The organism is Paenibacillus sp. FSL k6-2145, from assembly GCF_037976585.1.
Classification (GTDB): Bacteria; Bacillota; Bacilli; order Paenibacillales; family Paenibacillaceae; genus Paenibacillus.
Genome location: NZ_CP150267.1, coordinates 4,363,910 through 4,389,862 on the forward strand (window position 1 = coordinate 4,363,910; position 25,953 = coordinate 4,389,862).

Genomic DNA, 25,953 nt, shown 5'->3' on the forward strand with positions numbered 1-25,953 from the left:
ATGTATGGACGAAGCTACCTTCGTCTCGCTTGCCTGTGCGGAGAGAGACGAAGGAATCAGACTAAGTACCAGGATAACAGATAGCGATTTCTGGTATTTCAACGGCCTTCCTCCTTACAATACGAATAATCTCGTATAGTATGACCTTAGGCACGATGAAATATTTGAGCATCTGGGTCCCCGTGATTAGGTTCCCATGTTATACAGAAAATAAACGATCAGGAAAAAGGCGAAACAAATGAGCAGGGTAGCAATAAGCGCCATTCCCCGTCTCAATCGATCCGGGATGGAATTGCGTCCCAAAATAAGCACAATACCAAGAGAGAAGGCAAGGATAATAAAAATGACGACATTGCTTGAGTCAAGCTGCATGGGTTAGACCCCTTTGAAGGCAGCCATCAATTGACGCCATTCATCCTCACGGTTCTCAAAATCTGCTTTTGGAAAACGGCGTTCAGCCCAGTGCATTAATGCAGGACGGCTAAGGAACGTATGGCATTCTTCGCCCCACTCTTCCGAAATTTCTCGCAGTACGAGATATTTGCCTTGAACTTCTACGGTCATCATATTCCACTTGTCTGTTTTGTATATTTCATGTTTTTTTATCATAGGTAGTCTCCAAACTAACGGTTTTGGTAAAATGATACCGTACCCTACGATTCAAAGCAAATTTTTTCGACATTTATGGAAAGATAAATTGCAAAATGGAAGCCCATACAGTATAATAAGGGTATTCGCCATAGATGGCGATATTTTTAGGAGGTTTTTCATTTGAAAGGTACAGTTAAATGGTTTAACGCAGAAAAAGGCTATGGCTTTATTTCAGTTGAAGGCGGCGAGGACGTATTCGTACATTTCTCCGCAATCCAAGGAGATGGCTTCAAAACATTGGAAGAAGGTCAAGCGGTAGAATTCGAAATCACTGATGGAAACCGTGGTCCTCAAGCAGCTAACGTAAACAAACTGTAAGAATTTTTCCGGTCAACGGACTTCTTATATATGATAAATTTATAGCTGAATATTAAGAACCTAAGCACAGTCCCCCAAGGGAGGCTGTGCTTTTTTTGATTCTAAGATTTCTCAGTGTAAATAACGGTTGAATACGATGTATGTTCCCTGTGTGTTCAGGAGACACGATTGGTCATGCTGGACCATAACTTCAATCCGAAACCGATCAGTGCAGCCAGGGAGAAAGCCATAGCGGTGAGATAGAAGGTTTGTCTGCCTGCATGTTCCAGCAGCAGCCCGCCCAACGTTCCACTAAGAAGTCCCGAAGCACTGGACCAGACAATGGTGAACAAAGCCATACCCGTAGCTCTGTAACCGTCTGGAACTAGGCGAATGATATAGCGGACCGCCGTAACGTAGAAAATACCAAAGGTAACACTGTGCATCGTCTGAATCGCAACGACAGCTGCAGGTGTATCGGATATGGACATGAGAAGCAAACGAACCGTATACATCAGTGCAGCAAAAGCAATTAGCGGCAGCTCTTTATAACGGTTTCCATACTTGCTGAGCAGTAGAAATATGGGGATTTCACTTACGGAAGAGATCAGCAAAGACCAGCCGATCAGCCCCTCGCTGGCACCCAGATCTTTTAGCGTGATGGTAAGAAATGCTTCGTTCATGCGATGTCCCATGGCAAGCAAAAACACACAGCCAAAAAAGGTGAGCACATCTCTGCGTTTCAAAATAGCCCATAACCCCGATAGATCCATTTTGCTACTGCTTCCCGAAGGTTGATCCTTCAATTGAAAACTGATCAATAGTGTAGTGGCAGCAAGACCAACACAGACCCAAATCGTCCATGCTGGACCAAAAGATCCAAGGAAATACCCGATACTTAATGCAAAGAAGGCATAACCGATCGATCCGAAGACTCGAATGGAAGTGAAATTTCGGCCGTACTTGCTGGCGGTTGTAATAGCCATCGTATCGGAGAGTGGATAGACCGGATAATAGAAAAAGTAAAACAGGGTTACGAGTACAAATACCTGACCAAAAGTTGTTGCGTTGGCAAGCATGATACCTGTGATCAATTGGCCACCAAGCAGAATGATCATCACTTTGCGTACTGTTTGGTAGCGGTCGCTGGCCATGCTCCAGAACATATTGGAGAACACGGAGATAAGGGGGCCAATTCCGTAAAGATATCCAATCTCAGCCCGACTGAAGCCCAGATGACTGAAGTAAAGCTGGAAGTAGGATACCACCAGAACGGTGGAACCAAAGATGGTGAACATGAGAGCCCGCAACCAGTTCTGGTCCGGGCGGGCGTTGTGACTTAATTTCATGATGAGAGACTCCAATCCTGATAACAATTCAATGATTTTATTACCCTTTCAGGGATGTTGATTTACGGGCTTTCGGCACAGACATCGTAGGTTCCTGCTTCGTGCGCCGGATGACAAGCCAGACAATAACAAGTTCGGCGAGCAGGCCAAGGGATTGGGCTACAGCGCCAATCATACCGTTCCACGCAGGGAAAATACTAACCAGTATAAGCAGCACAATTACCGTGCAGATTGCATTCGCCGTTTGCGAACGAAACATCGTTTTTGTCTGGCCGCGAAGCAGAATGAGACCATTGCTGAAATCCAGAAAAGGGAAGATCAGCGGAAATAAGACAAACGCACGCAGTGTCCACAGACTTTGTTCCAACAGTTCACCCTGAACGCTCATGACATTTTCGAGTACCCAAGGTCCCAAGGGGGTATAGGCAATCGACACCATCATCGCAAACGGAATAAATCCGGTCACAAGTGCGAATTTCCGTACCAGTTTGGCGTCCACAAGGTAGAAATTCAGCACGATCTGATGGATGTATGTAAAGAAGCTTAGCATTAACTGCATCAGACTGCTTGCTATGGCAAAGGAAGAAATGGCTAGTGCGATCCCGGTCGTTTTGCCAAGTACGATGTTAATAACCGGTCCTATGAACAGTGCTACAAAGCTGGATAACAGCAGCGGCTTATAAAAGCGAAATACGTCTCCCTTGCTCTCGACGGGATGATCCTCAAGCTTGGCTGGCATCTTGCGTTTGATGCTGTTTCCCTCCAGAAAGCTGACGAGCGCCTCAATCATCATGCCAGCAGCAAAAATGATAGCGCCTACACGTCCACTGTCAATGCTGTCTGTGTATATGAAATAGAGGGATAGGCCGTACATGCCGGCTAAACGGAATACCATACCGATGGTTAACCACTTGGTGCGGTTATTCGTAATGATGATCCCCTGATAGATGTTGCGGATCACTGAAAAGATACTCACATACATGAGAATTTCATATACGTCGATGACCTTGTTCAGCAGATCCGGACTTACACCAAACAAGTATTTGAACACCCCGGTACCAACGGGAGAGTATACGATGAGAAACCCAATGAGAAGCACACAAGCAAGGAATATTTTGGTCACAAACGTGAGGGCCTGAAAGGATAGGCGATCGCGAACCAGTGCGGAACAGGTTTGCCGCAGCAGGGTGGAGGGGCGTTCCGTGAGGGTTAACAAGCTACCGGCGATGGCATAGCTGGCAATAACCGTCTCGGGATGAGCGGAACGTGCTAATGTGCTGTTTATGATGACGTGAGAAATGGTGACGAGAGAGGCGGAAATGCCAAGTGGCACAAAAAAAGAAAATAACCGTCTCCACGAAAGTGATTCACTTGACGACATGTCAACGACTCCTTTGATGGATGAAATATGCCTAGTATATCACAAAGCATTGAACGCCGATGCGATTTTTTATGCGGAATATGCGGCAGATCATTTGTACAATTAAGGGGATCATATTATAATAGGAATGGTTAAAAATCGCTCTAATACGTATTCAACCAAGTGGAGGCACATTTATTTTGAGCCAATCAAATCGAAAACGTCATCAATATCCGCGTGGACCGCTGGCATTGATGAGAGGGGTGTACAAATACACCATTCCGGAAACACGGAAGGCACTGAATGGATGGCGTGCTCAAGCTGAGGCGATTCCGAATGAGGAATTGCGTACACAGGCACTTGCCAGTCTGAAGGATAAACAGTTTCACTGTGAAGGCGGAACCGTCTACGCATTAGCTGATTTGCCCAACAGACACATTCTGATTCCGCTGATCGTTTCATATCAAACTATTAGTGATTATTTGGACAATCTGTGCGACCGCAGCACGTCGATGGACCCGGATGACTTTCGTCTTCTCCATCAATCCATGCTTGATGCGGTAGATCCCGAAGCAATTCCCGTCAATTATTATGCCCTCCGTGAGGAGCAGGATGACGGTGGATATCTACGGAATCTGGTGACCACATGTCAGGAACTGACCCGTCAGTTACCGGGCTATACGTCCGCCAAGCCCCAAATTCAGGATCTGGCAGGCCTATACACGGACCTGCAGGTATATAAGCATATCAAGCCGGAACTGAGGGAAACGGCACTGCTCGAATGGTGGTCGGAGCATCGGCATCGCACACCTCAGTTTCGCTGGAACGAATTTGCTGCTGCAACTGGCTCTACACTGGGCGTTTTCATGCTGTTTCTGGCTGCGAGTGACGATCAGTTGACTGAAGAGCAAGCGGCCTCGATCCACACGGCCTATTTCCCACATGTATGCGCATTGCACATTATGCTCGATTATTTAATTGATCAGGATGAGGACCGCATCGGGGGAGATCTCAACTTCTGCAACTATTATGAGAATGTAGAGACAATGCTGGACCGAATTGCTTTTATTGTGGAGATGGCACGCAGCGATGTGCAGAAGATTCCGGGAAGCTCCTTTCACCGGATGATCATCGAAGGACTGATTGCCATTTACCTGTCTGATCCCAAAGTCAGCGAACAACAGGAAGTTCGCGTTGTATCCAAACGTCTGCTGAAAAATAGTCCGATCACAAGAATATTTTTCTTCATTTTCAGTCGCTGGATACGGAAAAATATGTAAGTCAGGTGTGATATTGCGGAGCCTGAAGTGAAACTAGAGGAGGAAGAAACATCATGACAGCAGTAAAGAAAATCGCAGTATTAACGAGCGGTGGTGATTCACAGGGGATGAACGCGGCTGTTCGTGCGGTTGTTCGCAGCGGACTGTTTCACGGTCTCGAAGTATTTGGAGTTCAACGTGGATACCAGGGTCTTTTGAATAATGACATTTTCCCAATGGATTTGCGGAGTGTAGGGGATATCATCCAACGTGGGGGAACGGTTCTTCAATCGGCACGTTGCAAGGAGTTCTATACCGCTGAAGGTCAGCAAAAAGGTGCGGACATTCTGCGTGCGCGTGGCATTGATGGTCTGGTTGTTATCGGTGGGGATGGTTCCTACAACGGAGCGAATAAACTGAGCAAGCTGGGCATTAACACCATGGGTCTGCCAGGAACGATTGATAACGATGTTTCTTTCACCGACTATACCATCGGATTTGATACAGCTGTAAGCATAGTAGTTGATGCAGTAAACAAATTACGTGATACAATGTCTTCACACGAACGTTCTTCCATCGTTGAAGTTATGGGTCGGCACTGTGGAGATATCGCTCTGCATGCCGGACTTGCTTCCGGTGCTGAAACGATTCTTGTCCCAGAAGTTCCATTTGACATGGACGAAGTAGCAGATCGGATGAAAGCTAACTTTGCACATGGCAAACGTCACAGTATTATCATCGTTGCAGAAGGCGTAGGCAAAGGTGAGGATGTAGCAAAAGAACTGATGGAACGTTGCCCAACGTATGAGCCACGTGTAACCGTTCTGGGTCACATTCAGCGTGGGGGTACGCCAACACCTTTCGACCGTAACCTGGCAAGTCGTCTTGGCGACTTCGCTGTTCGTAGTCTGATCGCAGGCGAGACAGACAAAGGTTGTGGCATTATTAAGGGTGAACTTACCCTGACAGATATTGATAAAGTGGTTAACACAAAAAAAGATTTCGATATGGAAACGTACCAGCTCGCACAACGTTTGTCCCAATAATTCGATTCAAAAACAAAGAGCACAATCCCGCATTAACGTGGATTGTGCTCTTTTTGTTGTTTCACAGAGTGAGTATATTAATACTACGCCTTGCGGAGTACGGCTTGTTTTTGTACCAGGAAGAGTCTCCAGAGAAGCGCTGTTGCTCCTACAGCAAGGCCGGCAATGAGGCCGATCCAGTATCCGAAGGCACCGAGTGAAGTATACGTAGCAGTTAGATAACCTACAGGCAAGCCAATGATCCAATACGCTACGAACGTGATGATTAGTGCCGGATTAACGTCTTTGTAGCCACGCAATGCTCCTTGGGTCGGTGTAGCAATCGCATCAGAGATCTGAAAGAAAATGGCGTAGATGAGGAAATGCTGCGTAAGTGCAATGACCTCTCGATCGTTTGAATACACGCCTGCAATCTGTTCGCCGAACACAATCAACACGATCGCTGTCAGCAGTGAGAGGCCGATGGCTCCACCAATTCCAAGCAGACTGTATTGTTTGGCATCTCTCAGACGTCCCGCACCTGCCTCATAGCCCACAAGGATCGTAAGAGCCATACATATGCTCACAGGCAACATGTAGAGCGTAGAAGCGAAATTCAGCGCCGCCTGGTGGGCAGCAATTGTTGTGGTATCGAAACGGCTCATCATTAAAGTCACAGCAGCGAAGATGGACGTTTCGAAAAAAGTCGCAAATCCGATGGGCACTCCAATCTTAAGTAACTCTTTCCATTTGGACAATGATACACGGGTCCATTGACGGAAAATGCCATACTGAGCGAAAGGTTCGACCCGATGGACAAAACAGAGACTAATAAGAAAGATCAGCCAGTATGTACATGCTGTAGCAACACCAGCACCAACACCACCCAATTGTGGAAAGCCCCAGCGGCCGAATATCAGCAGATAATTTAGAAAGATGTTAACGGGCAGGGAAACCAACGTAATGAACATCGTAGTCCTTGTCTGGCCCAGCGCATCCATGAAGCTGCGCAGCACCGTATATCCGAAGAGCGGGATAATGCCAAAAGCAAGTGCGCACAAAAAATAGAAGGCAACTTGGGCAACTCGGGGTTCAAGTGGCATTCCGTTCAGTATAGGGCCAAGTAACAACGCCCCGGCTCCGATCACTACGAGACTGACAGCAATCCCGAGATACAACGCCTGGATGACGTTATACCCGATCTGATCATTACGTTTGGAACCCAGCAGATGGGAAACAACAGGCGTTATGCCAATTAGAATCCCGCTTAGTCCAGTTTGAACTGGCATCCATAGACTTGTACCAATTGCAACTCCTGCAAGGTCGGCCGGAGAAAACTTGCCTGACATATTGGTGTCGAAGAACGACATGGCAGAGAGGGCGATTTGAGTGGTGAAGATGGGCAAAAATATAATCAGGAATTGCTTCACTTTTTGGGAAAAACTTGTTGTGTTCATGTTCAATGGCAGTGCCTCGCTATTCTAAAGAGATGTCATCCAAGTGTCATATATGGACAGCTACTTATTGTAGAGGATTTTGTTCAATTTGAATAGGGACAGAAGCAGAGTAGGGGTGTACAGAGAAAAATGAACACCAAAAAACCTCGCTCCGCTTCAAGCAGAACGAGGTTGGATGAAATGAAAAGTATGAAAGAGTGCGGATTACTTATATTGTACACCTGATGTATAACGGTTGGACGCATTCCAGAGCAGATATTCATGCACATCCATGTCCTTCATCGCTCTAATCTGGTCTTCTACTTGTTTCTTGCCATACTTGATATAATGCCCACTGCCCAGCCAGCTTGCTGTGAAGTCCTGAATCCACGGACGAATGACGGGTTTGAGTTCTTTGGTAGGGTCTAGTTTCTTGTGTGTATCTTCCATTGAGCCCTTGATGGTTGTGTAAGGATCTTTGTCAGGGTCCTTGACCCCATACCAGCCAGTTGAATAGTGACTAGGGTATACCATCGGTGAGATCACGTCCACGTTTTCGGATATTTTAACAAAATCCTGTCCAATGCCTTCAGCCGCAGGTACAGAAGCGGCATAACCGAAAATATCAACTGAGACACGGACCCCTAGCGGGGCCAACTCCTTGCGTGCATATTGCACGAATTCAGCCACAACATCCACTCGTGACTTGTCGGATTTGGTATATTTCAGTACATCGGCTCGAGTTTCGAAACCTTCCGGGAAACGAACGTAGTCAAATTGAATCTCTTTGAATCCAAGCTTGGCAGCTTCCTTGGCAATCTCAATGTTATAGTCCCATACTTCCTTGCTGTACGGATTCACAAAGCTATCGCCTTTGCCATTTGCCCAGACAGATCCATCCTTGTTACGGAAGGAGAGCTCCGGATTTTTCTTGGCAAGAATCGTATCTTTGAATACAACGACACGTGCAATCGGGTAGACCTCATGTTTTTGCAATCGTTTCATCAAGGCATCGATATCCCGAATAAAAGGTTGGGATTTACCCATTTTCTGAAGCGCTTTGTTTTCTGTGGGGTAAGTTATGTATCCGAGATCGTCTTTGATATCAATGACCATGGCATTCAGTTCTGTGCTGTCTGTCAGTTCCAGCAATTCTTTCATACGTGCGCCGCCTGCGCTGTAGGCCGTTACATAAATACCTTTGACCACAGGTGCATCAGGTTGAGGATCAATTTTGGCAGGTGGGTTATCGGCATCGATAACAACCTGATCTTTTTGAGATTGAATAATTGCGGTGTTAAAACTGTTGGTTAACGATTGGAATTGAGGGTTTCCCTGGTCTGCCACTGCGGGGGCACCACCAAAGCTTCCAAAGGCCATAGCCAGTAAAGCCCAAAACATGTTCATTCATTTCCACTCCCTTATGTGTGCATTCCATGTATGAATTATACATTAAAGCCTCTGGGCTTTTAACCATATTAATCAAGTAATGAAACACATGGAAAAAATGAAAACCGCTTCCTGCTGAGGAAATCCCCTGCAAGAAGCGGCGTGATCAATCTGAAAAAAATTATTGAATGTAAATCTCATTTTGATGCTCACAAATACTGTACTGAATGATTTCCATTGCGTCTCCCTGTTCCAGGATGCCCAGCCCATCCCGGAGGACAATCAGTGAGTCGAGTTCATTCGGTTTCAAGAAAGGGAGCATTTCCGGGCACCATCTGTTGACAATCTCAAACAGTTTTACCGTTTCCATATCCACAATAATCACCCTTTCCTACTCGAATTCCAAAATGGTAAGTCATTCGGCGCGATTCGGGAAAGCATATGGCCTGTGAAATTGAAGGGTTGAACCTGCTATACAACATATTTAGGAGCCGTACACCGTTATTATACCACAATGTTGTGAATTGTTAACCGTACAGGTGTCTCAACTTCTGCGAAATGAACCCATAACACCAACCGTTTCCACAATGTTAACAAAAGCGTTTGGATCTGTATCCTTGATAATACGTTTAATTTCAACCAACTCGTAGCGGGTAGTTACGGTCATGAGCATGTCCTTTTCAATATCCGTGTATGCTCCCTGAGTCTTAATTTTGGTAACTCCACGAGGCCGAACAAGTAATTTTTTTAACATGGCTTCGGTTTCGTTTGTAATGATGTACAGTGTTACTTTGACGTGACTGATATGGATCAGATCAAGCACTTTGCCTGTGATGTAGATGGATACCATGGAGGCCAAGGCTGTATTCCAATTGTCACTCAGGTATCCTGCAAGCATAATGATCGTACCGTTCATACCGGCCATCACTGTACCAATCGGAAAGTCTCGTTTACGCGTGAAAATGGACCCAACAATGTCGAGTCCTCCTGTGGAGCCGCCGACTCGGAAGGAAACACCAGTGCCCATTCCAATAAGCACACCGCCAAATACAGAACTAAGTAAAGGGTCTGTAGCCACAGCAAAAACAGGCAGAAGCGCAATGAACCAGGAGGTGGCTGCTACCGAAAGAATACTTAACGTAATGAAGCGTCGTCCAAGAATAAACCAACCTGCAATGAGCAGGGGAATGTTAAGAACAAAATACATTATACTAAGATTCAACGTTGTAAAATAACCCAGAAGCATTGAAATACCGGACACCCCGCCGCTTAAAAGCTGATGGGGGACCAAAAACCAGTTAAAGCCGCAGGCAATAGCTGCAGCACCCAAAATGATCACTAAAGAGTGCCAAATTATTTTGGGCAATTTAATCACCTCATTTATATTTAAAACCAGATTGCTGGTAATCTTGAATTGTTTTGTGATATAATAATTTGTGGATATTCTTGAGTAGGAAACTTTTCCTAAATGGAGCAATAAAATTTTGAAATGTTTCAAACACATGTATGTAGTTTTAGTCTTATGTTGGGGACCCATTCATGGAATTATATTCGTTATGAAAATAATTCGTCCCGTTGGGATACCCTATAAATATTAACGCTACTTAAGAATACAGACAACAAAGTGGATTGTCCACCATGTCCACCATATAAAAGGAGCATGAATAATTTTGACAAATTTAAACTTTACAGATTTCAATCTTGAACCACTGGTGCTGCAAGCCATCACTGAGCTCGGGTTTGAAGAAGCAACACCGATCCAATCCAAAGCGATTCCTTTGGCACTCGAAGGCAGAGATTTGATTGGTCAAGCTCAAACAGGTACGGGTAAAACAGCTGCATTCGGTATTCCGTTGATCAGCAAAATCACAAAAAGTGATGAGAAAATCCGCGCCCTTATTATGGCACCTACACGTGAACTTGCCATTCAAGTTGCTGAAGAGATCGAAAAACTCACTCGCTTCAAAGGTCTTCGCTCCCTGCCAATCTACGGCGGACAAGATATCGTGCGTCAAATCCGTGCACTGAAAAGAAAACCACAGATCATCATTGGTACACCTGGACGTCTCCTTGACCACATCAACCGCAAAACAATCAAACTAGATGATGTACAAACTGTTGTACTGGATGAAGCAGATGAAATGCTCGACATGGGTTTCATGGAGGATATCCAATCCATCCTGAAACAAGTTCCAGACGAGCGTCAAACCATGCTGTTCTCAGCAACAATGCCTCCTAACATTCAAAAATTGGCACAACAATTCTTGAACAATCCTGAACACATTTCTGTGATTCCGAAACATGTTAGTGCACCATTGATTGACCAATCCTATATCGAAGTACCTGAGCGTCAAAAATTCGAAGCATTAAGCCGTTTGTTGGATATGGAATCTCCTGAACTGGCGATCGTATTCGGACGTACAAAACGTCGTGTTGACGAATTGGCTGAAGCTTTGCAAAAACGTGGATATTCTGCAGACGGTCTTCATGGTGACTTGTCCCAGAATCAACGTGATGCGGTAATGCGTAAGTTCCGTGACGGCAGCATTGACGTACTCGTTGCAACAGACGTGGCTGCACGTGGTCTCGACGTATCTGGTGTAACTCACGTTGTTAACTTTGACCTTCCGCAAGATCCGGAGAGTTATGTTCACCGTATCGGTCGTACAGGTCGTGCGGGTAAAGAGGGTGCTGCTTGGTCCTTCGTTACACCGCGTGAGATTGATCACTTGCACTTCATTGAGCGTGTAACACGTCACCGTATTCCACGTAAACCACTGCCAACAATGGCAGAAGCGGTTGAAGGAAAACAACGTTTGACAGCAGAGCGTTTGCTGGAAATCGTACAATCGGGCGAACTGAACGAATATAAAGGTATCGCGATTCAAATGCTTGAGCAATATGATTCTGTTCAACTGTTGTCGGCTGCTCTGAAGCTCCTGACAGGTGACAAAAAAGACGCTCAAGTTGACCTGACTCCTGAAGATCCAATCCGTGCGAAACGTCGCAAACCGGATGTTCGCTCTGGCGGACGTAAACCATCTGGCTACAGCGGTAACCGCAGCAGTGGTAGCGGCGGCAGTGGTGGTGGCTACAACCGTGATCGCAACAGTAGTGGTGGCGGACGTGGCGGTTACAACCGTGATCGTAACAGCGGCAGCAGCACTGGCGGTGGAAGCAGAGAAGGTGGTTACAACCGTGACCGCAAACCGCGTCCAAGCAGTAACGAAGGGCGTCGTCCAGCGAAAGATTCTTCTTTCGAGTAATATAAACGTATAATCTGAAAAATGGAGCGGGCAACTGCTCCATTTTTTTATTTTCAAAATTACTGCATCATTTATTTCACTGCCAGAAGCGGCTAGAAGCGCTAGTTAAGGACAATGACGATCTCTTTTCGGGAAGTACTGGCTTTTCCTATCTATAATAAGGTATATTAATATTAGACTTCAGGTAATACGCAAGGCTGCAGAGGAGGAGAAATGTTTGGAATTTAAAGGAGCTATGGGTGGGATCTACCGGCTTACAGAGTGGATTACGAGACTGGCCGCAACCAATCTGTTGTGGGCTATTTGTTCGTCTCCGTTCTTGTTTTTCTTGATTATGAAACTGCTCGTGATGCAGCAGAACCTCGCAAACGAATCATTGCAAATGAACTGGGCTATAGCTATTGTGGCACCGCTTACACTGTTCCCGGCGACTTCGGCGCTGTTTACGGTTGTTCGTAAATGGAATATGGGCGATACGGATGTACCGATCTTCCGTACTTTCTTTGTAGGTTACAAGGAAAACTACAAGCAAAGTTTAATTGGGGGCATTTTTTACACACTGCTGTTCGCGATTATGTATTTGGATTATACAGTGTACATGACGCAGTTCCGCAATATGCAGCTCGTGGGAATCATCATGTTAGTACTGCTTCTCTTGTTATTTGTATCACTCTTTAACTTTTTCTCGATGGTTGTACACTATCATATGTCCATCGGACTCATTATCAAAAACGCGGTATTGCTTACGCTGATCAGACCATTCCGTGTATTTTCCACATTGCTGGGAAGCGGATTGTTGTTCTACATCGGTTTCCGTTATCCGGTCTTGTTCGTTTTCTTCATTATCAGTATCATTGCTTGGTTCGCTTTCTTTAACTTCTACGCAACCTTCAACAAGATGCAGGAGCAGATGGAGAAGATGCAGCTGAAGAAGGAAGAAGAGGAAGCTGCCGCGCTGGCTGAACAATCAGCAGAGAATGGTGAAACATCTGAGCCATCAGACGACAAAAACATTACATTGCAAAAATAAAACATGATGGATCGCCATTTACTTTTTACACAGTTAGGGATATAATAATTGTACATCCTGCGATGTACGTTTCGGTTATTCGTTGTTTTGAACCAATGATGATGTCTTCGGGAGATCAACACAGAATGTTGCTGAAAAGCCCTGTCTATACGACATGGGGACTTCAAAAAGCATTTTTGCGGTCACCCACCTGCCAAGCAGGTTCATAAGACAATGTAGCCGGACGGCATAGGCGGGTTCCTAAATCTTATGTACAGCACCCTGACTTTCCCTCTTCAGAAGGAATTTCAGGGTGTTTTTAAGTTGTAATGAATGTTTTTGATTGGTTTTACGATAAATATGATGCTTGCCCTTTTGTTACTACTTGAACAATGTTACACTAAGATACATAAATGGAACGGTTACATTCAAAGGAGGAAGGGTCTTGACCTTAAAGAGAACGCTCGTCGGTATCATCCGCAGCATGGAGGGGACCAGCGATCGAGCCAAGGATCCCAAATTAAAAACACGGTATTATAACTTATCCAAAGACAGAGCCTGGGAAGAGGTCTCTTCGACACTCAAAAAGATTCCGGGTTATAAAGTGCTGCATGAAGTGCCTTCTGTTGGAGAAGTTATTCTGGAGAAGCGGACTACCTTTGGACGGACGATGGATATTACAGTTTCCATTATCTCGGTAAGTCCTGTTCGTAGTGCGGTGGATATGTATTCAGCTTCACGTGGTTCACTTGGAGACTTGGGTTCCAATTATCGCACGATTATGAATTTATTCTCTGTACTCGATAAAAAGCTAAGCAAGTATAAAGCAAATGATTGAAATAGATGATAAATAACAAAAAGCGAGTGAAGGTTAACCTTCCTCGCTTTTGTTCTGAACGTATGATAACTTCTACAGCAAAGCTTTTACAGCAGCAATTGCTTGTTCGAAGTTAGGGGAGTCTGTCATTTCAGGCAAATACTCCACATATGTAATCCGGTCTTCGGCATCCAAAACAAAAATGGAGCGCATGTCGAGTTGGAATTCTTTGATCAGAACGCCGTAGTCTTCACCGAAAGAACGTGTTTTGTAGTCTGACAATGTAACTACGCGGTCAACACCAGCTGCTCCGCACCAACGGGCCTGAGCGAACGGAAGATCAACGCTGACTGTCAAGACAACAACATTGTCTCCGAGTTCTCCAGCTTCCACGTTGAAACGACGAGTTTGCGCATCGCATACGCCAGTATCCAGGGAAGGAACAACGCTGATTAATTTGATTTTGCCTGCGAAGTCTTTCAGGGAAGCATCCTCAACCAGGTTCTTGCTCAGTGTAAAATCAGGTGCTTGATCGCCCACTTTCAGTTCGGGTCCGATCAATGTAATAGGGTTGCCTTTAAATGTGGCTGCGCCTGTACGTTCTTGTGTCATAATAATGTTCCTCCTTATAAATTGGTGATCCGTGCCAAAATCCATTATAATCTTTTATGAAAGGCATTGTCCAATTCGGGCATGTACCATTACGATGGATCAGAGATGTAAGTCCGATCTGAACAGGGTGGAGTGAAAGAAGAAATTTATGATATTTATTCGCTATGAGAACTGGAAAGGTTATTTGAAGTATTTCCCTTTGACGTCGCTTTTTTTAATTGCCAATGTAGTCATGTTTATTGTGTTAACGGTGAACGGTGGATCAACGAACAATATGGTGCTGCTGAAATTTGGGGCACTCACGAATCATGAACTGTTCGCACATGAATGGTGGCGTTACATTACATCCATGTTCCTGCATGCGGGCTTCAGTCATTTATTGTTTAACAGCTTTGCGTTAATCGTATTTGCACCACCGATGGAGCGGTTGCTCGGGTCGGTAAGGTATGGTGTATTGTACCTGGGTGGCGGTGTATTGGGTAATATTCTTGCTGTTGCGTGGTACAACTCGGTTGGGAGTATTACCATCTCGGTAGGGGCTTCAGGAGCGATCTATGCCGTCTATGGTGCATTCCTGTATGTAGCACTGTTCCAGCGAACGATGATGGACGAGGCTTCTCGCAAAACGATGTACACGTTGCTTTTGTTCGGAATCATATTCTCCTTCGCCATGTCAGGCATCAATTGGATGGCTCACCTCGGAGGATTGTTGGGTGGATTCTTTATTTACGGACTGTTGATCAGGTTGTGGAAACCCCGTAGCTTAAAGCGGTAGTCAGAACGTTCTCAAGATGGAATGCAATCAAGGATAAGTAGGGTATAACAGATTGGAGCGATCAGGCGAGTGGAATTAAGACAGTTGCATTACTTTTTGAAAGTGGCACAGAAGGAACATGTAACACAGGCTGCTGAAGAGTTGCATGTGGCACAGTCGGCGGTGAGTCGTCAGATTCATCAGCTGGAAGAAGAACTGGGCGTGGATCTTTTTATGCAAAAGGGGCGAAATCTGCAGTTGACTGCAGTAGGGCAGCTTTTTTGCAAACGAATTGAAGGTATCTTGAAAGATTTGGACAAGGCAGTCGGGGAAGTTCATGAGTTTCTGGACCCGGAGCATGGGGAGATTCGAATTGGATTTCCGCATAGCCTGGGGATTCATCTCATTCCTTCCGTGGTGGCTGCTTTCCGTCAGCGCTACCCCAACGTGAAATTCAGATTTAAGCAGGGGATGTTCCCTACACTGATTCGTGATGTATTATCGGGTGAGGTAGACTTGGCATTTATTTCTCCTTTTCCAGAGAAGCATGATCAAGTAGATGGTGATATTGTACTTACGGAAGAATTACACGCCATCCTTCCCCCCAATCACCCGTTAGCTGGTGAAGAGACAATTGCGCTTGAACAGCTCAAGGATGATAAATTTGTATTGTTTAGCAAAGGTTATTCTCTTCGTCCTATTGTGTGGCATGCCTGTCTGGAAGCTGGTTTTACACCCAAGATTGCTTTTGAAGGGGAAGAGACCGACACTATCCGCGGATTGGTTGCTGCGGGCATGGGGGTCAGTCTGCTGCCTGAGATGGCGTTATTCCAGACGAACCCGTTGCAACCGGCACATGTGGCCATCTCTCATCCCAAAGTAACACGGACCATTGGGTTAATTCACCGTGCGGATGACAAGCTGCCGCTGGTTGCCCAGTCCTTTCGTTCATTTTTGCTTCATTATTTTGGTTTACAACAAAACAATACCCCATCCGATTAACGGTGGGGTATTGTTTTTTTTTTTTTTTTTTTTTTTTTTTGTTGTTGTTGTTGTATTAGGTATCTGATTAATCGCGGCTGTTGAAGATTCCGATGTAACGAATCAACTCAAGCAGTGAGATCAACGCTGCAGCAACATAAGTCAAGGCTGCGGCATTCAGAACTTTTGCAACACCTTTTTCTTCTTCATTACGAATGTACCCTTCGGATACCATAATCTCTCTAGCGCGATTACTTGCATTGAACTCAACCGGTAAAGTGATGAGTTGGAATGCTACAGTTACGGAGAAGAAGATGATACCGATACCTACAAGGTTCATGGCATTGAAGATGAATCCTGCAATCAACAGGAATGGAGCTAATCCGGATGCAAAGTTCACAATTGGGAAGATCCGGTGACGCAGTGCCAGCATCGGATAACTTTCTTTATGCTGAATGGCGTGGCCAACTTCGTGACACGCTACCGAAACAGCTGAGATTGAGTTTTCATAATATACTGGTTCTGATAAACGTACAACCCGATTGATCGGATCATAGTGATCAGAGAGCGTGCCGCGTACAGGTTCAATTGGAACATCGTGCAGGCCGTTAGCATCAAGCATCTGGCGAGCGGCATCGTAACCAGTCATTCCGTTCTGGTTCGGTACCTCCGACCAACGTCTAAACGTACCTTTAACGCGAAATTGCGCCCATAAAGAGAGCAAAAAGGCGATAATGATCAATACGAACATACCGTTATTAAAACTCATATTCATTCCTCCGCTTTCTAAAAATAAGCTACATCATGGTGTTCTCAAGCAAGATTTTTAGTGCCTCCATTGTACCGGCACTTTTGGTGAGGAGTCCTGCCATCATTTTACGTGCTTGTACAGGTTTCATCTCTCCAAGTAGCGGTTTGAGTTCGTTAACCTCTCGCTCAAGTTGTTGTACATGAAGCTCCAACGTTGTCAGTTTGCTGGCAACTTGTTCTTCTGTACTAACCAGACGCCACTTCTCAAGAGATTGCTTAATCTCGTCGAGACTATACTTCTCTTGTTTCATCTGTACAATACGTTCAAGCCTCGTTAAAGTTTCATTACTATAGAGACGATAATTTTTTTGTGTACGTTCTTCGGGAGCGATTAGTCCAAGCTTTGTGTAATAATCAATCGTCCGTTCACTAACACCAGCGGTCTTGGCAAGTTCGCCAATCCGAAAAAGTTTCATATCCCCAATGATATTCACCTCGCTTGCAAGTTCAAATGTAGGGAATTGTAGTTTCCACTTGTGAATTTCTAGACTACGCCCAATTTTTCTTACTAATAAGTATGATACATGATCTTTAACCGTACAGTCAAACGTTATGCTTTGGCAATCAGCATACTGCATTTCTATATCTATGTGCTCATAGAATGTGATTATGTACTTAAGTGCAAGAAAAAGACGTATGACTTTATTCCCAGAAATAATTTTCAGTTTTGATGAAAATACTCTTGTCAACTTTCCTCTCTTCTGCTTATAATGACATTAAGAGTTTCACGTTATGTGAAGAAACTTAACATAAGAGGGAGTGGGGTATATGAGAAAGAAATGGTTAGTTTCCATGTTAGTAATGCTTACTTTGTTCGCTTTTCCGGTCAGCGCATTTGCGGCTGCGGAGGGTCCGACTAACATTGAACTTCAAAGTGGTTTGAACTCAGCCTTTACGTTTCTGGCTGTTGTACTGGTGTTCTTGATGCAAGGGGGATTTGCTTTACTCGAAGCGGGTTCAACACGAATGAAGAATGCAGGACACATTGCGGGTAAGACCATCCTGACATTAGGAATTTCAGTTATTGCCTTCTGGGCTTTGGGTTTCGGTCTTGGTTTCGGTAATGGTAACAGCTTCTTTGGAACAACAGGGTTCTTCCTGAGTGGTGACAAGATGGCTGCTTCCTTCGAATCACTGGCTTTCTCCGATGTTCCACTGACTATTAAATTCGTATTCCACCTCGCCTTTGCGGCGGTATCTCTGGCCATTGCCTGCGGTGGTATGGCTGAACGTGCAAAGATGAGCGTATATATTGTTTTCGGTACTCTTTATACCATTATCATGTATCCGGTTGTTGCTCACTGGGTATGGGGCGGCGGCTGGTTGGCTGAGCTGGGTATGCAAGACTTTGCAGGATCGACGGTTGTTCACTTGACTGGTGCGACTGCAGCATTGGTAGCGACCATCTTGTTGAAACCACGTATTGGTAAATATAACAAAGACGGCAAACCTAACATCATTCCAGGTCACAACCAAGTGTATTCCGTACTCGGGGTTATTATCCTCTGGATCGGTTGGTTCGGATTCAACCCAGGTAGTACATTATCTGCCATGGGGGATGGATTCTTCGGTTATGTTGCATTAACTACTAACGTAGCTGCTGCAGCCGGTGGTGTTGCTGCGCTGTTGATCTCATGGGCAGTACTTGGTAAGTCTGATATTCCTAGCATGTTAAACGGTGTGCTTGCGGCACTCGTTGCAATTACAGGAGCATGTGCATTCGTTGAACCTTGGGCAGCGCTGGTTATCGGTGCTCTGGCGGGTATCATCACATTCTTCACAGCACAGTACTTCGATCGTAAAGGAATTGACGATCCAATCTACGCTTTCTCCGTGCATGGTATTGCGGGTATGTGGGGTGCGATCTCCACGGGCTTGTTCGCTACTCCTGAACTTGCCGAGAATGCTGGTGTAGGTCAAGCGGGTCTGTTCTATGGCGGTGGATTCCACCAATTGGGCGTACAGCTTCTCGGTCTGGCAGGTGCTTTTGCCTTCGTACTGGTAATGTCCTTCATTATTCTGGGCGGAATGAAAGCAATCATGGGCATCCGTGTTACTGAAGAAGAAGAAACAATGGGTCTGGATATCAGTGAGCACGGTACTTACGGATACCCTGAACAAATGAAAAATGTAGATTCTAAATCCAATGGTGGTACGTTCAGCTCCTGAGGTGAATGATGCTGAATCATGCTTCAAGGAGGCTGGACATGATGGAACCCATCTCGTATACAAACTATTCCTGGTCTTATCAGGGAATCGATGGTGCGGTGTCTTCTCAAGAACTGCGCCAGGCACGTGTGATATTACAGAACGAGCTCCAGGAATTGTTGTCCGCTTCCTTGTCGCCGATCGAGTGGTACCAAACGGTAAATGAACTGCATGACCGGATTGCACGGAAAGCAGTAGAGTTATGCATTCAGGGGATGGTTGAGGAAGGCTTCGGCCAACCTCCCGTCCCCTATGCCTTTATCGTATTTGGCAGTTCCGGCAGGGAAGAAGCAACGTTATGGAGTGATCAGGATAATGGCATGATCATTAGCGATACTCCGCATGAAGGTAAAGAGGAATATTTTGCTCAGCTCGGACAGCGAATGACGGATATGTTGGAAGAGCTTGGTTACGCCAAATGCGAAGGCAAAGTCATGTGCTCTGAGCCACTCTGGAGAAAAACGCTGGCGTCATGGAAGCATCAATTAGCAGATTGGAGCTCGGATCTGAATTGGGAGCCCGTTCGTAATCTCATTATTGCTTCAGACATGCGTTTTGTTGCAGGTGAGCAAAGTCTGGCGGAGGAATGGATCACGAGTTTTTATGAACAGTTCAGACTGGTTCCTGAACTTTCGGATGCAGTTCTTCGCAATACGGTTAAACATAAAGCTACATTAAATGTACTTGGACGTGTGGTCACAGAACGATTTGGTGAACATGCAGGCGGATTTGATGTTAAGTATGGTTTGTACATTCCGCTGGTGAACAGTGCCCGTTATTTGGCTTTGCAACATGGGATCAAGGAGTCATCGACGTTAAAAAGAATGGAGAGACTGACTTCACTTGAAGCTGTTCCATTTACATTACTGGATGCATGCCAGCGGGCCTTCTTAGCCGCTTTGAAGTTTCGCAGAAGTACACCGGTTGTCATCCAAGGGGATTTGCAACATAGCAGTGGGTTCCTGGATGAGAAACAGATGAAACAAAAGCAGATTCATTATGAGCTCAGGGATACGCTCGGGTTGGTACGACGAGTGCATCGTGCTTTGCAAAGACAGTTGCGTTTTGCAGAAAGGAGACGTCCATGAGAGAGCCGGCAAGGGGCAATACAGGATTCTGGAATTCGCTGCGTCAGGGAGGGGTTCCTTCCGCCATCGCTTCCATTATGGGAGCCCCTACGGCGCAACACATGGCGTTTATCCGCTCTATGATGAGAGAACAGCGCAGACCTGAGGTTCTGCATACGCCTCTAAATGAGCTGGACGCAGTTGTATTTGATCTGGAAACGACGGGTTTTTCGCCCCAGCATGGGGATGAGATTATCTCATTTGGTGCGGTCCGTATACATGGTGGTGTGGTACTGGAAGGAGAACAGTTCTATACGGTGGTGCAGTCCAAGACTGCGGTTCCGGAACATATTACTGAACTTACAGGTATTACGCAGGAGATGACGCTGGACGCACCAACTTTGCTGGAAGGGCTGCATGATTTCATGTCTTTTGTAGGTGGAAATGTTCTGATTGCACACGCAAGTGCGCATGACCGAGCTTTTCTGAATGCGGCTCTGTGGCGGACTTCAAAGGTAAGGCTGACACATCGTTTAATCGATACGATGATGTTGGCCCGCTGGCTTGAACCGAGCAGGCCGGGATATGGTCTGGATGAATTGCTGGAATCCAGAGGCATTCCGATCTATGGGCGTCACCATGCACTGGAAGATTCCAAAATGACTGCACAATTATGGTCCTGTTATTTGGAGGACATGATGCGTAAAAATGTGGAGACCTTGGGTGATTTGTATACCCAGCTAAGTCACGCATAACGGAACGGGAAGCAGATTGTATGAAGGCGCAACGCGGTGTGCCGGATCTTGCGGTTTCTTCGAGGGTTCAATCAGATAACCGTTCAGATGCATATGAGATCGCAACCCGCTTGTTAGGTCGGGTGAGCCGATGAGGTACATCTGAAGCAAACTGGCGAAGGCCGGAAGAGCTTGCAAGTCCTCTAAGGAAGGAACAGGCCTGGTCTGCGGATGAGAATGGAAGATACCAATGAGCTTGGGCTCGGAGAATACGCACCGAATCCATTCGGCATCATCCAGAGTAAAATGGTGCAGCGGGTCAGGTGCTACGTTACGAATGGGCTGAAACCGACTGATTCGTATACCGCCCGCTGCGGTTTCACCCAGCATAACCCCGCAGGCTTCTTGCGGCAGCGAAAGGAACATGTGCTTTGACATCTCTTGTTCTACGGAAGAAGGGATGTAAAAGACGTTTTGCTGCCCGTGAAGTGCTGCCATTTGTATTCACCCCTCTCTCTTTGGCTCCTGCTTAGGCAGGAGTCCTTTTTCATTTTATTTTCTGTAATCCGGATTGTAAAATTTTAAAGGAAAAGGGTACAATAATAAAGAGAACATTTGGCAATCATGTTCTGGTGAACTGTGATAGAGCGTGATAAACACTTAGCATGTGCAGAAATTACGGTTTCAGTTTCAATATGCTAATTATATAAAAGGGTGGCGGGTTATGAAACGAAACATATACATACTCCTTGGTGTTGTCTTGCTGGTTGGTATTGCACTGGCCCAGAATGCGGGTGACGGCATTGCAGCCGTCTTTAAGCAGGAAGAACCGATGCCTACAGAGACGGGACCACGTGCGGGTCTTCTGGCACCTGCTTTTTCTCTGACAGCAATGGATGGAAAGACGTACAGTGTGGGCGGTGCCAAAGATAAGGCCACGTTCGTCAGTTTCTGGGCATCCTGGTGTGAGCCGTGTAAGCAGGAAGCTCCAGAGCTGAACAGAATGGCTGCGAAATACAAGGATAAGCTTGACATGTATGGGGTTAATGTAACGTCATACGATAAACTCAAAGATGCCAAAGCTTTTGTGGATGAGTACCAACTGACATTCCCTATTCCCTTGGATGAGAAGGGGACTGTGTATGCTCAATACAATGGGGTGGCTTTTCCAACGAATGTTCTGATTGACTCCAGAGGAGTTATACAGGAGATTGTTCTGGGCATACTGCCCGAAAAAGAGTTGGAGCGTAAGATTGAAAAGTTAATTGCGAATTAATTTTCTGCAAAGAAAGAAGCCTTTGCATCCATGAATCATGGGTGCAGAGGCTTCCTTTTTATTTTCCGGGAAATAAGCTTTAAGAGCCTGTTCAAAAAAAGCCTTTTTTGAACATACACTTTAATGATTACTTATCCCATGAGCAGGAATAGGGAGTGTGCCCGGCTCATCCTGCAATTTTTCTTGAAGCAAAGCATAGCGGAAACTGTGTACAAGAGCTTCCCAACTTGCTTCAATTACGTTCTCGGATACACCAACTGTGTTCCATGTATTTTCCGTATTTTTGGATTCGATCAATACACGAACTTTGGCGGCTGTGGCATCTTTCTCATCCAGTACACGCACTTTGTAGTCTGACAGATGCATATTGGCAAGTGAAGGGAAGTATTGCACCAGCGCTTTCCGAAGCGCATTATCGAGTGCGTTAACCGGACCATTGCCCTCAGCAGCGGTATAAGCGCTTGTTCCAGCGATATTCACTTTGACAAAAGCTTCGGAAACAACAGATTTTCCCGCCGTTTTCTCTACAAGCATTTTGAATGATTCAAAAGTGAACAATTCTTTCATGTCACCGTTCGCTTCACGAATTAACAATTCAAGCGAAGCATCTGCACCTTCGAACTGGTAACCCTGATGCTCCAGGTCTTTAATTTTCTCAATAATCTGACGTGAATTGGCACTGCTTGGATCGAACTCAAGCCCCAGTTCCTGAGCTTTGGATACAATGTTACTTTGTCCGGCAAGTTCCGAGACCAGCACACGTTGTTTGTTACCAACCAGTTCAGGCACGATGTGTTCATAGGTACGGGAATCCCGCAGGATGGCAGAGACGTGAATTCCACCTTTGTGAGCAAAAGCAGCATTGCCGACATAAGGCTGATTAATCGGCATATTTACATTGGCAATCTCGCTAACATAACGAGCCACGTTTGTAAGTTGTCTCATGGAATCCTCAGTAACACATTCATAGCCAAGTTTCAGTTGCAGGTTCGGGATGATGGACGCGAGATTGGCGTTACCGCAACGCTCTCCATAACCGTTCATTGTTCCTTGAACCTGACGGGCTCCGGCTTGTACAGCGCTGAGTGTGTTGGCTACAGCCAGTTCACAATCATTATGTGTATGGATGCCGAGATGTGCATGAGGCAGGCTTCTATGCAGTGTGGATACGATCTCATGTACCTCGTTTGGCATGGTCCCGCCGTTGGTATCACACATGACGAGCCAGTCCGCTCCAGCTTCGTGAGCCTTGGTCAAGACCGCTTGAGCATACTCCGGGTTATGTTTGAATCCGTCAAAGAAGTGTTCTGCATCAAAGATCACTTCCATACCATTTTGTTTCAGATAGGCGATGGAATCATAGATCATGGACAAGTTTTCTTCCAATGTAGTCTGCAAAGCGGTATGCACATGGAAGTCCCATGATTTACCGACCAGCGTTGCAGCCTGAGCACCAGATTCGATCATGCGCTTCAGGTTGGCGTCTTCACTAGCAACGCTGCCTTTACGGCGGGTACTGCCAAAAGCAACAACCTTTGCGTTCAGGTTTAATTCCTTGACTCTTTTGAAAAACTCAATGTCCTTGGTATTGCTGCCGGGAATTCCGCCTTCAATATAATGGACACCCAGGTCATCAAGCTTCTTGGCAATTTTGAGTTTGTCGTCTGCCGATAAGCTGACACCCTCCCCTTGTGTGCCGTCACGTAAAGTCGTATCGAAGATGGAAATGGCCTTTGACATGAAGATCCTCCTTTGAGATAAAGCGCTCTTTTAAAAGATTGGATTGTAAGTTGGGAAAGCTGTTAAGTACGTTAGTGGACGAATCCTTCGATTCGGCAACGCTACACTGTGTTAAATTGGGTGCGCTGATTTGTCCTAAAGTCGTCAATTTGTATAATTAATTATTATAGCACCATTATAGCCAAATGCTACATAGAAATCGCAGTTTCATGTAACAATTAACGGATTTTAGAGCAAAAAGAAGGATGTTAATGATAATCCGGATGTGTGTTATAATTTATTATTGAGTTTTAATTGGAATATATGGAAGAAAAGGAGGGTTGATTTTGAGTTTTGTATGGGAAAATACGGTTATTGCGCTGATCACATTGATCCTTTTTGTGAGTGTAGGCTGGTTAATTATTCGGTCTCTGATCAGTTCTCGCAGAAAATAAATGTTCGTGACTGAATTAACATAACGGGTTTGATATACTATAGAAGAAAGAAATTCGTTTCATTAATTAGTGTGCAAGAAAGGGCGGGGGTTCATGATGTCTTCAGACGGCAATCCTCCAGCGAATGTGGATCAATACTACCCTACAGCCGGACGGGTGATTCTGCATGTCGATATGAATGCTTTCTACTGCTCTGTACATGAAGCCGAGGAACCAGATTTATATAGAGGAAAAGCAACGGCCGTTGCGGGCAGCAGTGAACTGCGAAAGGGTGTAATTGTAACCTGCTCATATGCCGCTCGTAATCGAGGCATCTCAACAGGTATGGTTGTCCACCAAGCCATGAAAAAGTGCCCTGATCTCATTGTGATTCGTCCTGATTTTCATTTATATCGTCAATATTCAAGAGCTTTCATGCAGATTGCGTATAGTTATACCCCTCAACTTGAGGCAACATCCATTGATGAATGTTATCTTGATATTACAGGTTCAAGGCAATTCGGGAATCCAATGGAGATTGCGGAGAGCATTCAGCGTAGAATCAAGGATGAATTGGGGCTGCCATGTTCCATTGGCATTGCACCCAACAAATTATTGGCGAAAATGGCTTCGGATCTGAAAAAACCGAACGGTATCTCCATTTTACGCATGAGGGACGTACCCCGGATTCTTTGGCACAGACCATGCAACGAGATGTTTGGCATTGGCAAAAAAACGGCTGAAAAGCTGAAAAAACTGGGCATTGAAACGATTGGTCAATTGGCCAAGTCGGATGAGAACATGTTGACCGAACTATTTGGAGTTAATGGAGCATGGCTCAAAAATTCTGCGAATGGCATTAACCATTCCGCAGTTCACGCGGAACGGGAAGCCAATAAATCCATTGGGCATACAACCACTTTACCGGCGGATGTATCGGATATGAATGAGATTCATCGGGTATTCCTCAATATAAGTGATCAGGTAGCCAGAAGGTTGCGCAAGCACGAAATGTTCAGCCAGGGGATTCAGATTACGATCCGCACACCGGATATGAAGACAATCACCCGATCACGTCTAATGGAAGTTCCTACGGAGGATGCAACGGTCATTTACCGTGAGGCCTGTAAACTATTTGAGAAGCATTGGGGTAGTGGCAAGCCTGTACGCATGCTCGGTGTGACACTTCAGAACCTGATTCCAAGAGAGGAATCCGCTGTACAGATGGACTTGTTCGAATATGAGCAGAAGCCCAAGAAGGACAATCTGATTCGGATTATGGATCAGTTACGTGATAAATTTGGTGAGAATGCTGTTGTGACCGCAGGTATGCTTGGAGACGATCCTTCCGTGCTGCTTCGTAATCATAAAGTGCGCGGTACTTCCCTGCAAAAAGATAACTTGCAAAGTCTTGATTAAATAAGGGATAATAGAGACTTGTGGTTGCAAAATGATTTGTAATTATCCTTACTTTGTATTAATATGTTTCTAGATAAAAAC

Annotated in this window: 26 protein-coding genes and 1 other RNA gene; 14 read left to right on the top strand and 13 right to left on the bottom strand. The window is 45.4% G+C overall.

The annotated features are described in order from the left end of the window. Nucleotides 1-186: 186 nt before the first annotated feature. Nucleotides 187-372: a hypothetical protein gene (locus NZ043_RS19455; RefSeq protein WP_047842378.1), complete on the bottom strand. Its 186-nt coding sequence runs from the start codon at nucleotides 370-372 to the stop codon at nucleotides 187-189. 3 nt (nucleotides 373-375) lie between these two features. Beyond that, nucleotides 376-609 (bottom strand): hypothetical protein, encoded by a 234-nt coding sequence (locus tag NZ043_RS19460; RefSeq protein ID WP_017689395.1) that lies wholly within the window; start codon nucleotides 607-609, stop codon nucleotides 376-378. A gap of 162 nt (nucleotides 610-771) precedes the next feature. Between NZ043_RS19460 and NZ043_RS19465 the strand changes: the two genes are divergently transcribed. Beyond that, on the top strand, nucleotides 772-969 hold the full coding sequence (locus NZ043_RS19465) for a cold shock domain-containing protein (protein WP_017689394.1): 198 nt from the start codon (nucleotides 772-774) through the stop codon (nucleotides 967-969). 155 nt (nucleotides 970-1,124) lie between these two features. Here the strand turns inward: NZ043_RS19465 and NZ043_RS19470 are convergent, their stop codons facing one another. Continuing rightward, the gene (locus NZ043_RS19470) at nucleotides 1,125-2,297 is read right to left on the bottom strand and encodes an MFS transporter (RefSeq protein WP_074094449.1); all 1,173 of its coding nucleotides are present in this window, start codon (nucleotides 2,295-2,297) and stop codon (nucleotides 1,125-1,127) included. 40 nt (nucleotides 2,298-2,337) lie between these two features. Next, entirely contained in the window at nucleotides 2,338-3,678 is a 1,341-nt protein-coding gene (locus NZ043_RS19475; protein WP_017689392.1) for a hypothetical protein, read from the bottom strand. Nucleotides 3,679-3,857: 179 nt separating this feature from the next. Here NZ043_RS19475 and NZ043_RS19480 point away from each other — a divergent pair, with 179 nt between their 5' ends. Then, on the top strand, nucleotides 3,858-4,937 hold the full coding sequence (locus NZ043_RS19480; RefSeq protein WP_017689390.1) for a tetraprenyl-beta-curcumene synthase family protein: 1,080 nt from the start codon (nucleotides 3,858-3,860) through the stop codon (nucleotides 4,935-4,937). 53 nt (nucleotides 4,938-4,990) lie between these two features. Next, nucleotides 4,991-5,962: a 6-phosphofructokinase gene (gene pfkA / locus NZ043_RS19485; protein ID WP_091032214.1), complete on the top strand. Its 972-nt coding sequence runs from the start codon at nucleotides 4,991-4,993 to the stop codon at nucleotides 5,960-5,962. Nucleotides 5,963-6,045: 83 nt separating this feature from the next. Here the strand turns inward: pfkA and NZ043_RS19490 are convergent, their stop codons facing one another. The 4 genes from NZ043_RS19490 to NZ043_RS19505 form a co-directional block, all read right to left on the bottom strand. Then, complete coding sequence (locus tag NZ043_RS19490; protein ID WP_091035014.1) at nucleotides 6,046-7,398, bottom strand: MATE family efflux transporter; 1,353 nt, start codon at nucleotides 7,396-7,398, stop codon at nucleotides 6,046-6,048. Nucleotides 7,399-7,602: 204 nt separating this feature from the next. Beyond that, nucleotides 7,603-8,784 carry a putative glycoside hydrolase gene (locus NZ043_RS19495; RefSeq protein WP_133384236.1) on the bottom strand — a complete coding sequence of 394 codons (1,182 nt, stop codon included), beginning with the start codon at nucleotides 8,782-8,784 and terminating at the stop codon, nucleotides 7,603-7,605. A 163-nt stretch (nucleotides 8,785-8,947) separates the two neighbouring features. Further along, nucleotides 8,948-9,136, bottom strand: a complete 189-nt coding sequence (locus NZ043_RS19500; RefSeq protein ID WP_029880762.1) for a hypothetical protein — start codon at nucleotides 9,134-9,136, stop codon at nucleotides 8,948-8,950. A 174-nt stretch (nucleotides 9,137-9,310) separates the two neighbouring features. After that, nucleotides 9,311-10,132, bottom strand: coding sequence for a YitT family protein (locus tag NZ043_RS19505; protein WP_036609659.1), 822 nt, complete (start codon nucleotides 10,130-10,132; stop codon nucleotides 9,311-9,313). Nucleotides 10,133-10,436: 304 nt separating this feature from the next. On the opposite strand from NZ043_RS19505, the gene NZ043_RS19510 reads away from it, so the two are divergent. The 4 genes from NZ043_RS19510 to NZ043_RS19525 all read left to right on the top strand — a co-directional run bounded on the left by NZ043_RS19510 (nucleotide 10,437) and on the right by NZ043_RS19525 (nucleotide 13,879). Further along, nucleotides 10,437-12,032, top strand: a complete 1,596-nt coding sequence (locus tag NZ043_RS19510; protein WP_339309086.1) for a DEAD/DEAH box helicase — start codon at nucleotides 10,437-10,439, stop codon at nucleotides 12,030-12,032. A gap of 217 nt (nucleotides 12,033-12,249) precedes the next feature. After that, nucleotides 12,250-13,062 (top strand): DUF624 domain-containing protein, encoded by an 813-nt coding sequence (locus NZ043_RS19515; RefSeq protein WP_017689383.1) that lies wholly within the window; start codon nucleotides 12,250-12,252, stop codon nucleotides 13,060-13,062. Nucleotides 13,063-13,113: 51 nt separating this feature from the next. Then, nucleotides 13,114-13,305, top strand: a non-coding RNA gene (gene ssrS, locus NZ043_RS19520) — 6S RNA. A 181-nt stretch (nucleotides 13,306-13,486) separates the two neighbouring features. Next, on the top strand, nucleotides 13,487-13,879 hold the full coding sequence (locus tag NZ043_RS19525) for a DUF1499 domain-containing protein (protein ID WP_017689382.1): 393 nt from the start codon (nucleotides 13,487-13,489) through the stop codon (nucleotides 13,877-13,879). A 72-nt stretch (nucleotides 13,880-13,951) separates the two neighbouring features. On the opposite strand, the gene tpx is transcribed toward NZ043_RS19525, so the two are convergent. Then, entirely contained in the window at nucleotides 13,952-14,470 is a 519-nt protein-coding gene (gene tpx / locus NZ043_RS19530) for a thiol peroxidase (protein ID WP_036609653.1), read from the bottom strand. A gap of 148 nt (nucleotides 14,471-14,618) precedes the next feature. Between tpx and NZ043_RS19535 the strand changes: the two genes are divergently transcribed. Both NZ043_RS19535 and NZ043_RS19540 read left to right on the top strand, forming a co-directional pair. Beyond that, entirely contained in the window at nucleotides 14,619-15,245 is a 627-nt protein-coding gene (locus tag NZ043_RS19535) for a rhomboid family intramembrane serine protease (protein WP_036609651.1), read from the top strand. A 69-nt stretch (nucleotides 15,246-15,314) separates the two neighbouring features. Then, complete coding sequence (locus NZ043_RS19540) at nucleotides 15,315-16,226, top strand: LysR family transcriptional regulator (RefSeq protein ID WP_062833647.1); 912 nt, start codon at nucleotides 15,315-15,317, stop codon at nucleotides 16,224-16,226. 67 nt (nucleotides 16,227-16,293) lie between these two features. On the opposite strand, the gene NZ043_RS19545 is transcribed toward NZ043_RS19540, so the two are convergent. Next, complete coding sequence (locus NZ043_RS19545) at nucleotides 16,294-16,974, bottom strand: zinc metallopeptidase (protein WP_036609646.1); 681 nt, start codon at nucleotides 16,972-16,974, stop codon at nucleotides 16,294-16,296. Between the two features lie 28 nt (nucleotides 16,975-17,002). After that, nucleotides 17,003-17,431, bottom strand: a complete 429-nt coding sequence (locus tag NZ043_RS19550) for a MerR family transcriptional regulator (RefSeq protein WP_017689377.1) — start codon at nucleotides 17,429-17,431, stop codon at nucleotides 17,003-17,005. 352 nt (nucleotides 17,432-17,783) lie between these two features. Here NZ043_RS19550 and NZ043_RS19555 point away from each other — a divergent pair, with 352 nt between their 5' ends. Genes NZ043_RS19555 through NZ043_RS19565 form a run of 3 tightly spaced genes read left to right on the top strand, consistent with a single transcriptional unit; the run spans nucleotide 17,784 to nucleotide 21,045 of the window. Continuing rightward, nucleotides 17,784-19,184, top strand: a complete 1,401-nt coding sequence (locus NZ043_RS19555) for an ammonium transporter (RefSeq protein WP_036609643.1) — start codon at nucleotides 17,784-17,786, stop codon at nucleotides 19,182-19,184. A gap of 38 nt (nucleotides 19,185-19,222) precedes the next feature. Then, on the top strand, nucleotides 19,223-20,311 hold the full coding sequence (locus NZ043_RS19560) for a DUF294 nucleotidyltransferase-like domain-containing protein (protein WP_133384238.1): 1,089 nt from the start codon (nucleotides 19,223-19,225) through the stop codon (nucleotides 20,309-20,311). Further along, entirely contained in the window at nucleotides 20,308-21,045 is a 738-nt protein-coding gene (locus tag NZ043_RS19565; RefSeq protein ID WP_091032202.1) for an exonuclease domain-containing protein, read from the top strand. The genes NZ043_RS19560 and NZ043_RS19565 overlap by 4 nt, the downstream gene beginning before the upstream one ends. On the opposite strand, the gene NZ043_RS19570 is transcribed toward NZ043_RS19565, so the two are convergent. Continuing rightward, a complete protein-coding gene (locus tag NZ043_RS19570; RefSeq protein WP_133384239.1) occupies nucleotides 21,031-21,522 on the bottom strand; it encodes a M67 family metallopeptidase in 492 nt (163 codons plus the stop codon). The genes NZ043_RS19565 and NZ043_RS19570 overlap by 15 nt on opposite strands. A 226-nt stretch (nucleotides 21,523-21,748) precedes the next feature. On the opposite strand from NZ043_RS19570, the gene NZ043_RS19575 reads away from it, so the two are divergent. Then, nucleotides 21,749-22,300: a TlpA disulfide reductase family protein gene (locus NZ043_RS19575; protein WP_091032198.1), complete on the top strand. Its 552-nt coding sequence runs from the start codon at nucleotides 21,749-21,751 to the stop codon at nucleotides 22,298-22,300. A gap of 120 nt (nucleotides 22,301-22,420) precedes the next feature. Here the strand turns inward: NZ043_RS19575 and cimA are convergent, their stop codons facing one another. Further along, a complete protein-coding gene (cimA, locus tag NZ043_RS19580; RefSeq protein ID WP_100529309.1) occupies nucleotides 22,421-24,040 on the bottom strand; it encodes a citramalate synthase in 1,620 nt (539 codons plus the stop codon). Nucleotides 24,041-24,570: 530 nt separating this feature from the next. On the opposite strand from cimA, the gene NZ043_RS19585 reads away from it, so the two are divergent. Further along, nucleotides 24,571-25,872 (top strand): DNA polymerase IV, encoded by a 1,302-nt coding sequence (locus NZ043_RS19585; RefSeq protein WP_036670145.1) that lies wholly within the window; start codon nucleotides 24,571-24,573, stop codon nucleotides 25,870-25,872. Nucleotides 25,873-25,953 lie beyond the last annotated feature (81 nt).

What these genes read in the sequence shown, in the direction of transcription:
- NZ043_RS19460 (WP_017689395.1), bottom strand. Translation starts at nt 609, where the DNA reads ATGATAAAAAAACATGAAATATACAAAACAGACAAGTGGAATATGATG.
- NZ043_RS19490 (WP_091035014.1), bottom strand. Translation starts at nt 7,398, where the DNA reads ATGAACACAACAAGTTTTTCCCAAAAAGTGAAGCAATTCCTGATTATA.
- NZ043_RS19560 (WP_133384238.1), top strand. Translation starts at nt 19,223, where the DNA reads ATGATGGAACCCATCTCGTATACAAACTATTCCTGGTCTTATCAGGGA.
- pfkA (WP_091032214.1), top strand. Translation starts at nt 4,991, where the DNA reads ATGACAGCAGTAAAGAAAATCGCAGTATTAACGAGCGGTGGTGATTCA.
- tpx (WP_036609653.1), bottom strand. Translation starts at nt 14,470, where the DNA reads ATGACACAAGAACGTACAGGCGCAGCCACATTTAAAGGCAACCCTATT.
- NZ043_RS19585 (WP_036670145.1), top strand. Translation starts at nt 24,571, where the DNA reads ATGTCTTCAGACGGCAATCCTCCAGCGAATGTGGATCAATACTACCCT.
- NZ043_RS19575 (WP_091032198.1), top strand. Translation starts at nt 21,749, where the DNA reads ATGAAACGAAACATATACATACTCCTTGGTGTTGTCTTGCTGGTTGGT.
- NZ043_RS19470 (WP_074094449.1), bottom strand. Translation starts at nt 2,297, where the DNA reads ATGAAATTAAGTCACAACGCCCGCCCGGACCAGAACTGGTTGCGGGCT.
- NZ043_RS19570 (WP_133384239.1), bottom strand. Translation starts at nt 21,522, where the DNA reads ATGGCAGCACTTCACGGGCAGCAAAACGTCTTTTACATCCCTTCTTCC.
- NZ043_RS19500 (WP_029880762.1), bottom strand. Translation starts at nt 9,136, where the DNA reads ATGGAAACGGTAAAACTGTTTGAGATTGTCAACAGATGGTGCCCGGAA.
- NZ043_RS19545 (WP_036609646.1), bottom strand. Translation starts at nt 16,974, where the DNA reads ATGAGTTTTAATAACGGTATGTTCGTATTGATCATTATCGCCTTTTTG.
- NZ043_RS19555 (WP_036609643.1), top strand. Translation starts at nt 17,784, where the DNA reads ATGAGAAAGAAATGGTTAGTTTCCATGTTAGTAATGCTTACTTTGTTC.
- NZ043_RS19565 (WP_091032202.1), top strand. Translation starts at nt 20,308, where the DNA reads ATGAGAGAGCCGGCAAGGGGCAATACAGGATTCTGGAATTCGCTGCGT.
- NZ043_RS19550 (WP_017689377.1), bottom strand. Translation starts at nt 17,431, where the DNA reads ATGAAACTTTTTCGGATTGGCGAACTTGCCAAGACCGCTGGTGTTAGT.
- NZ043_RS19455 (WP_047842378.1), bottom strand. Translation starts at nt 372, where the DNA reads ATGCAGCTTGACTCAAGCAATGTCGTCATTTTTATTATCCTTGCCTTC.
- NZ043_RS19535 (WP_036609651.1), top strand. Translation starts at nt 14,619, where the DNA reads ATGATATTTATTCGCTATGAGAACTGGAAAGGTTATTTGAAGTATTTC.
- NZ043_RS19475 (WP_017689392.1), bottom strand. Translation starts at nt 3,678, where the DNA reads ATGTCGTCAAGTGAATCACTTTCGTGGAGACGGTTATTTTCTTTTTTT.
- cimA (WP_100529309.1), bottom strand. Translation starts at nt 24,040, where the DNA reads ATGTCAAAGGCCATTTCCATCTTCGATACGACTTTACGTGACGGCACA.
- NZ043_RS19495 (WP_133384236.1), bottom strand. Translation starts at nt 8,784, where the DNA reads ATGAACATGTTTTGGGCTTTACTGGCTATGGCCTTTGGAAGCTTTGGT.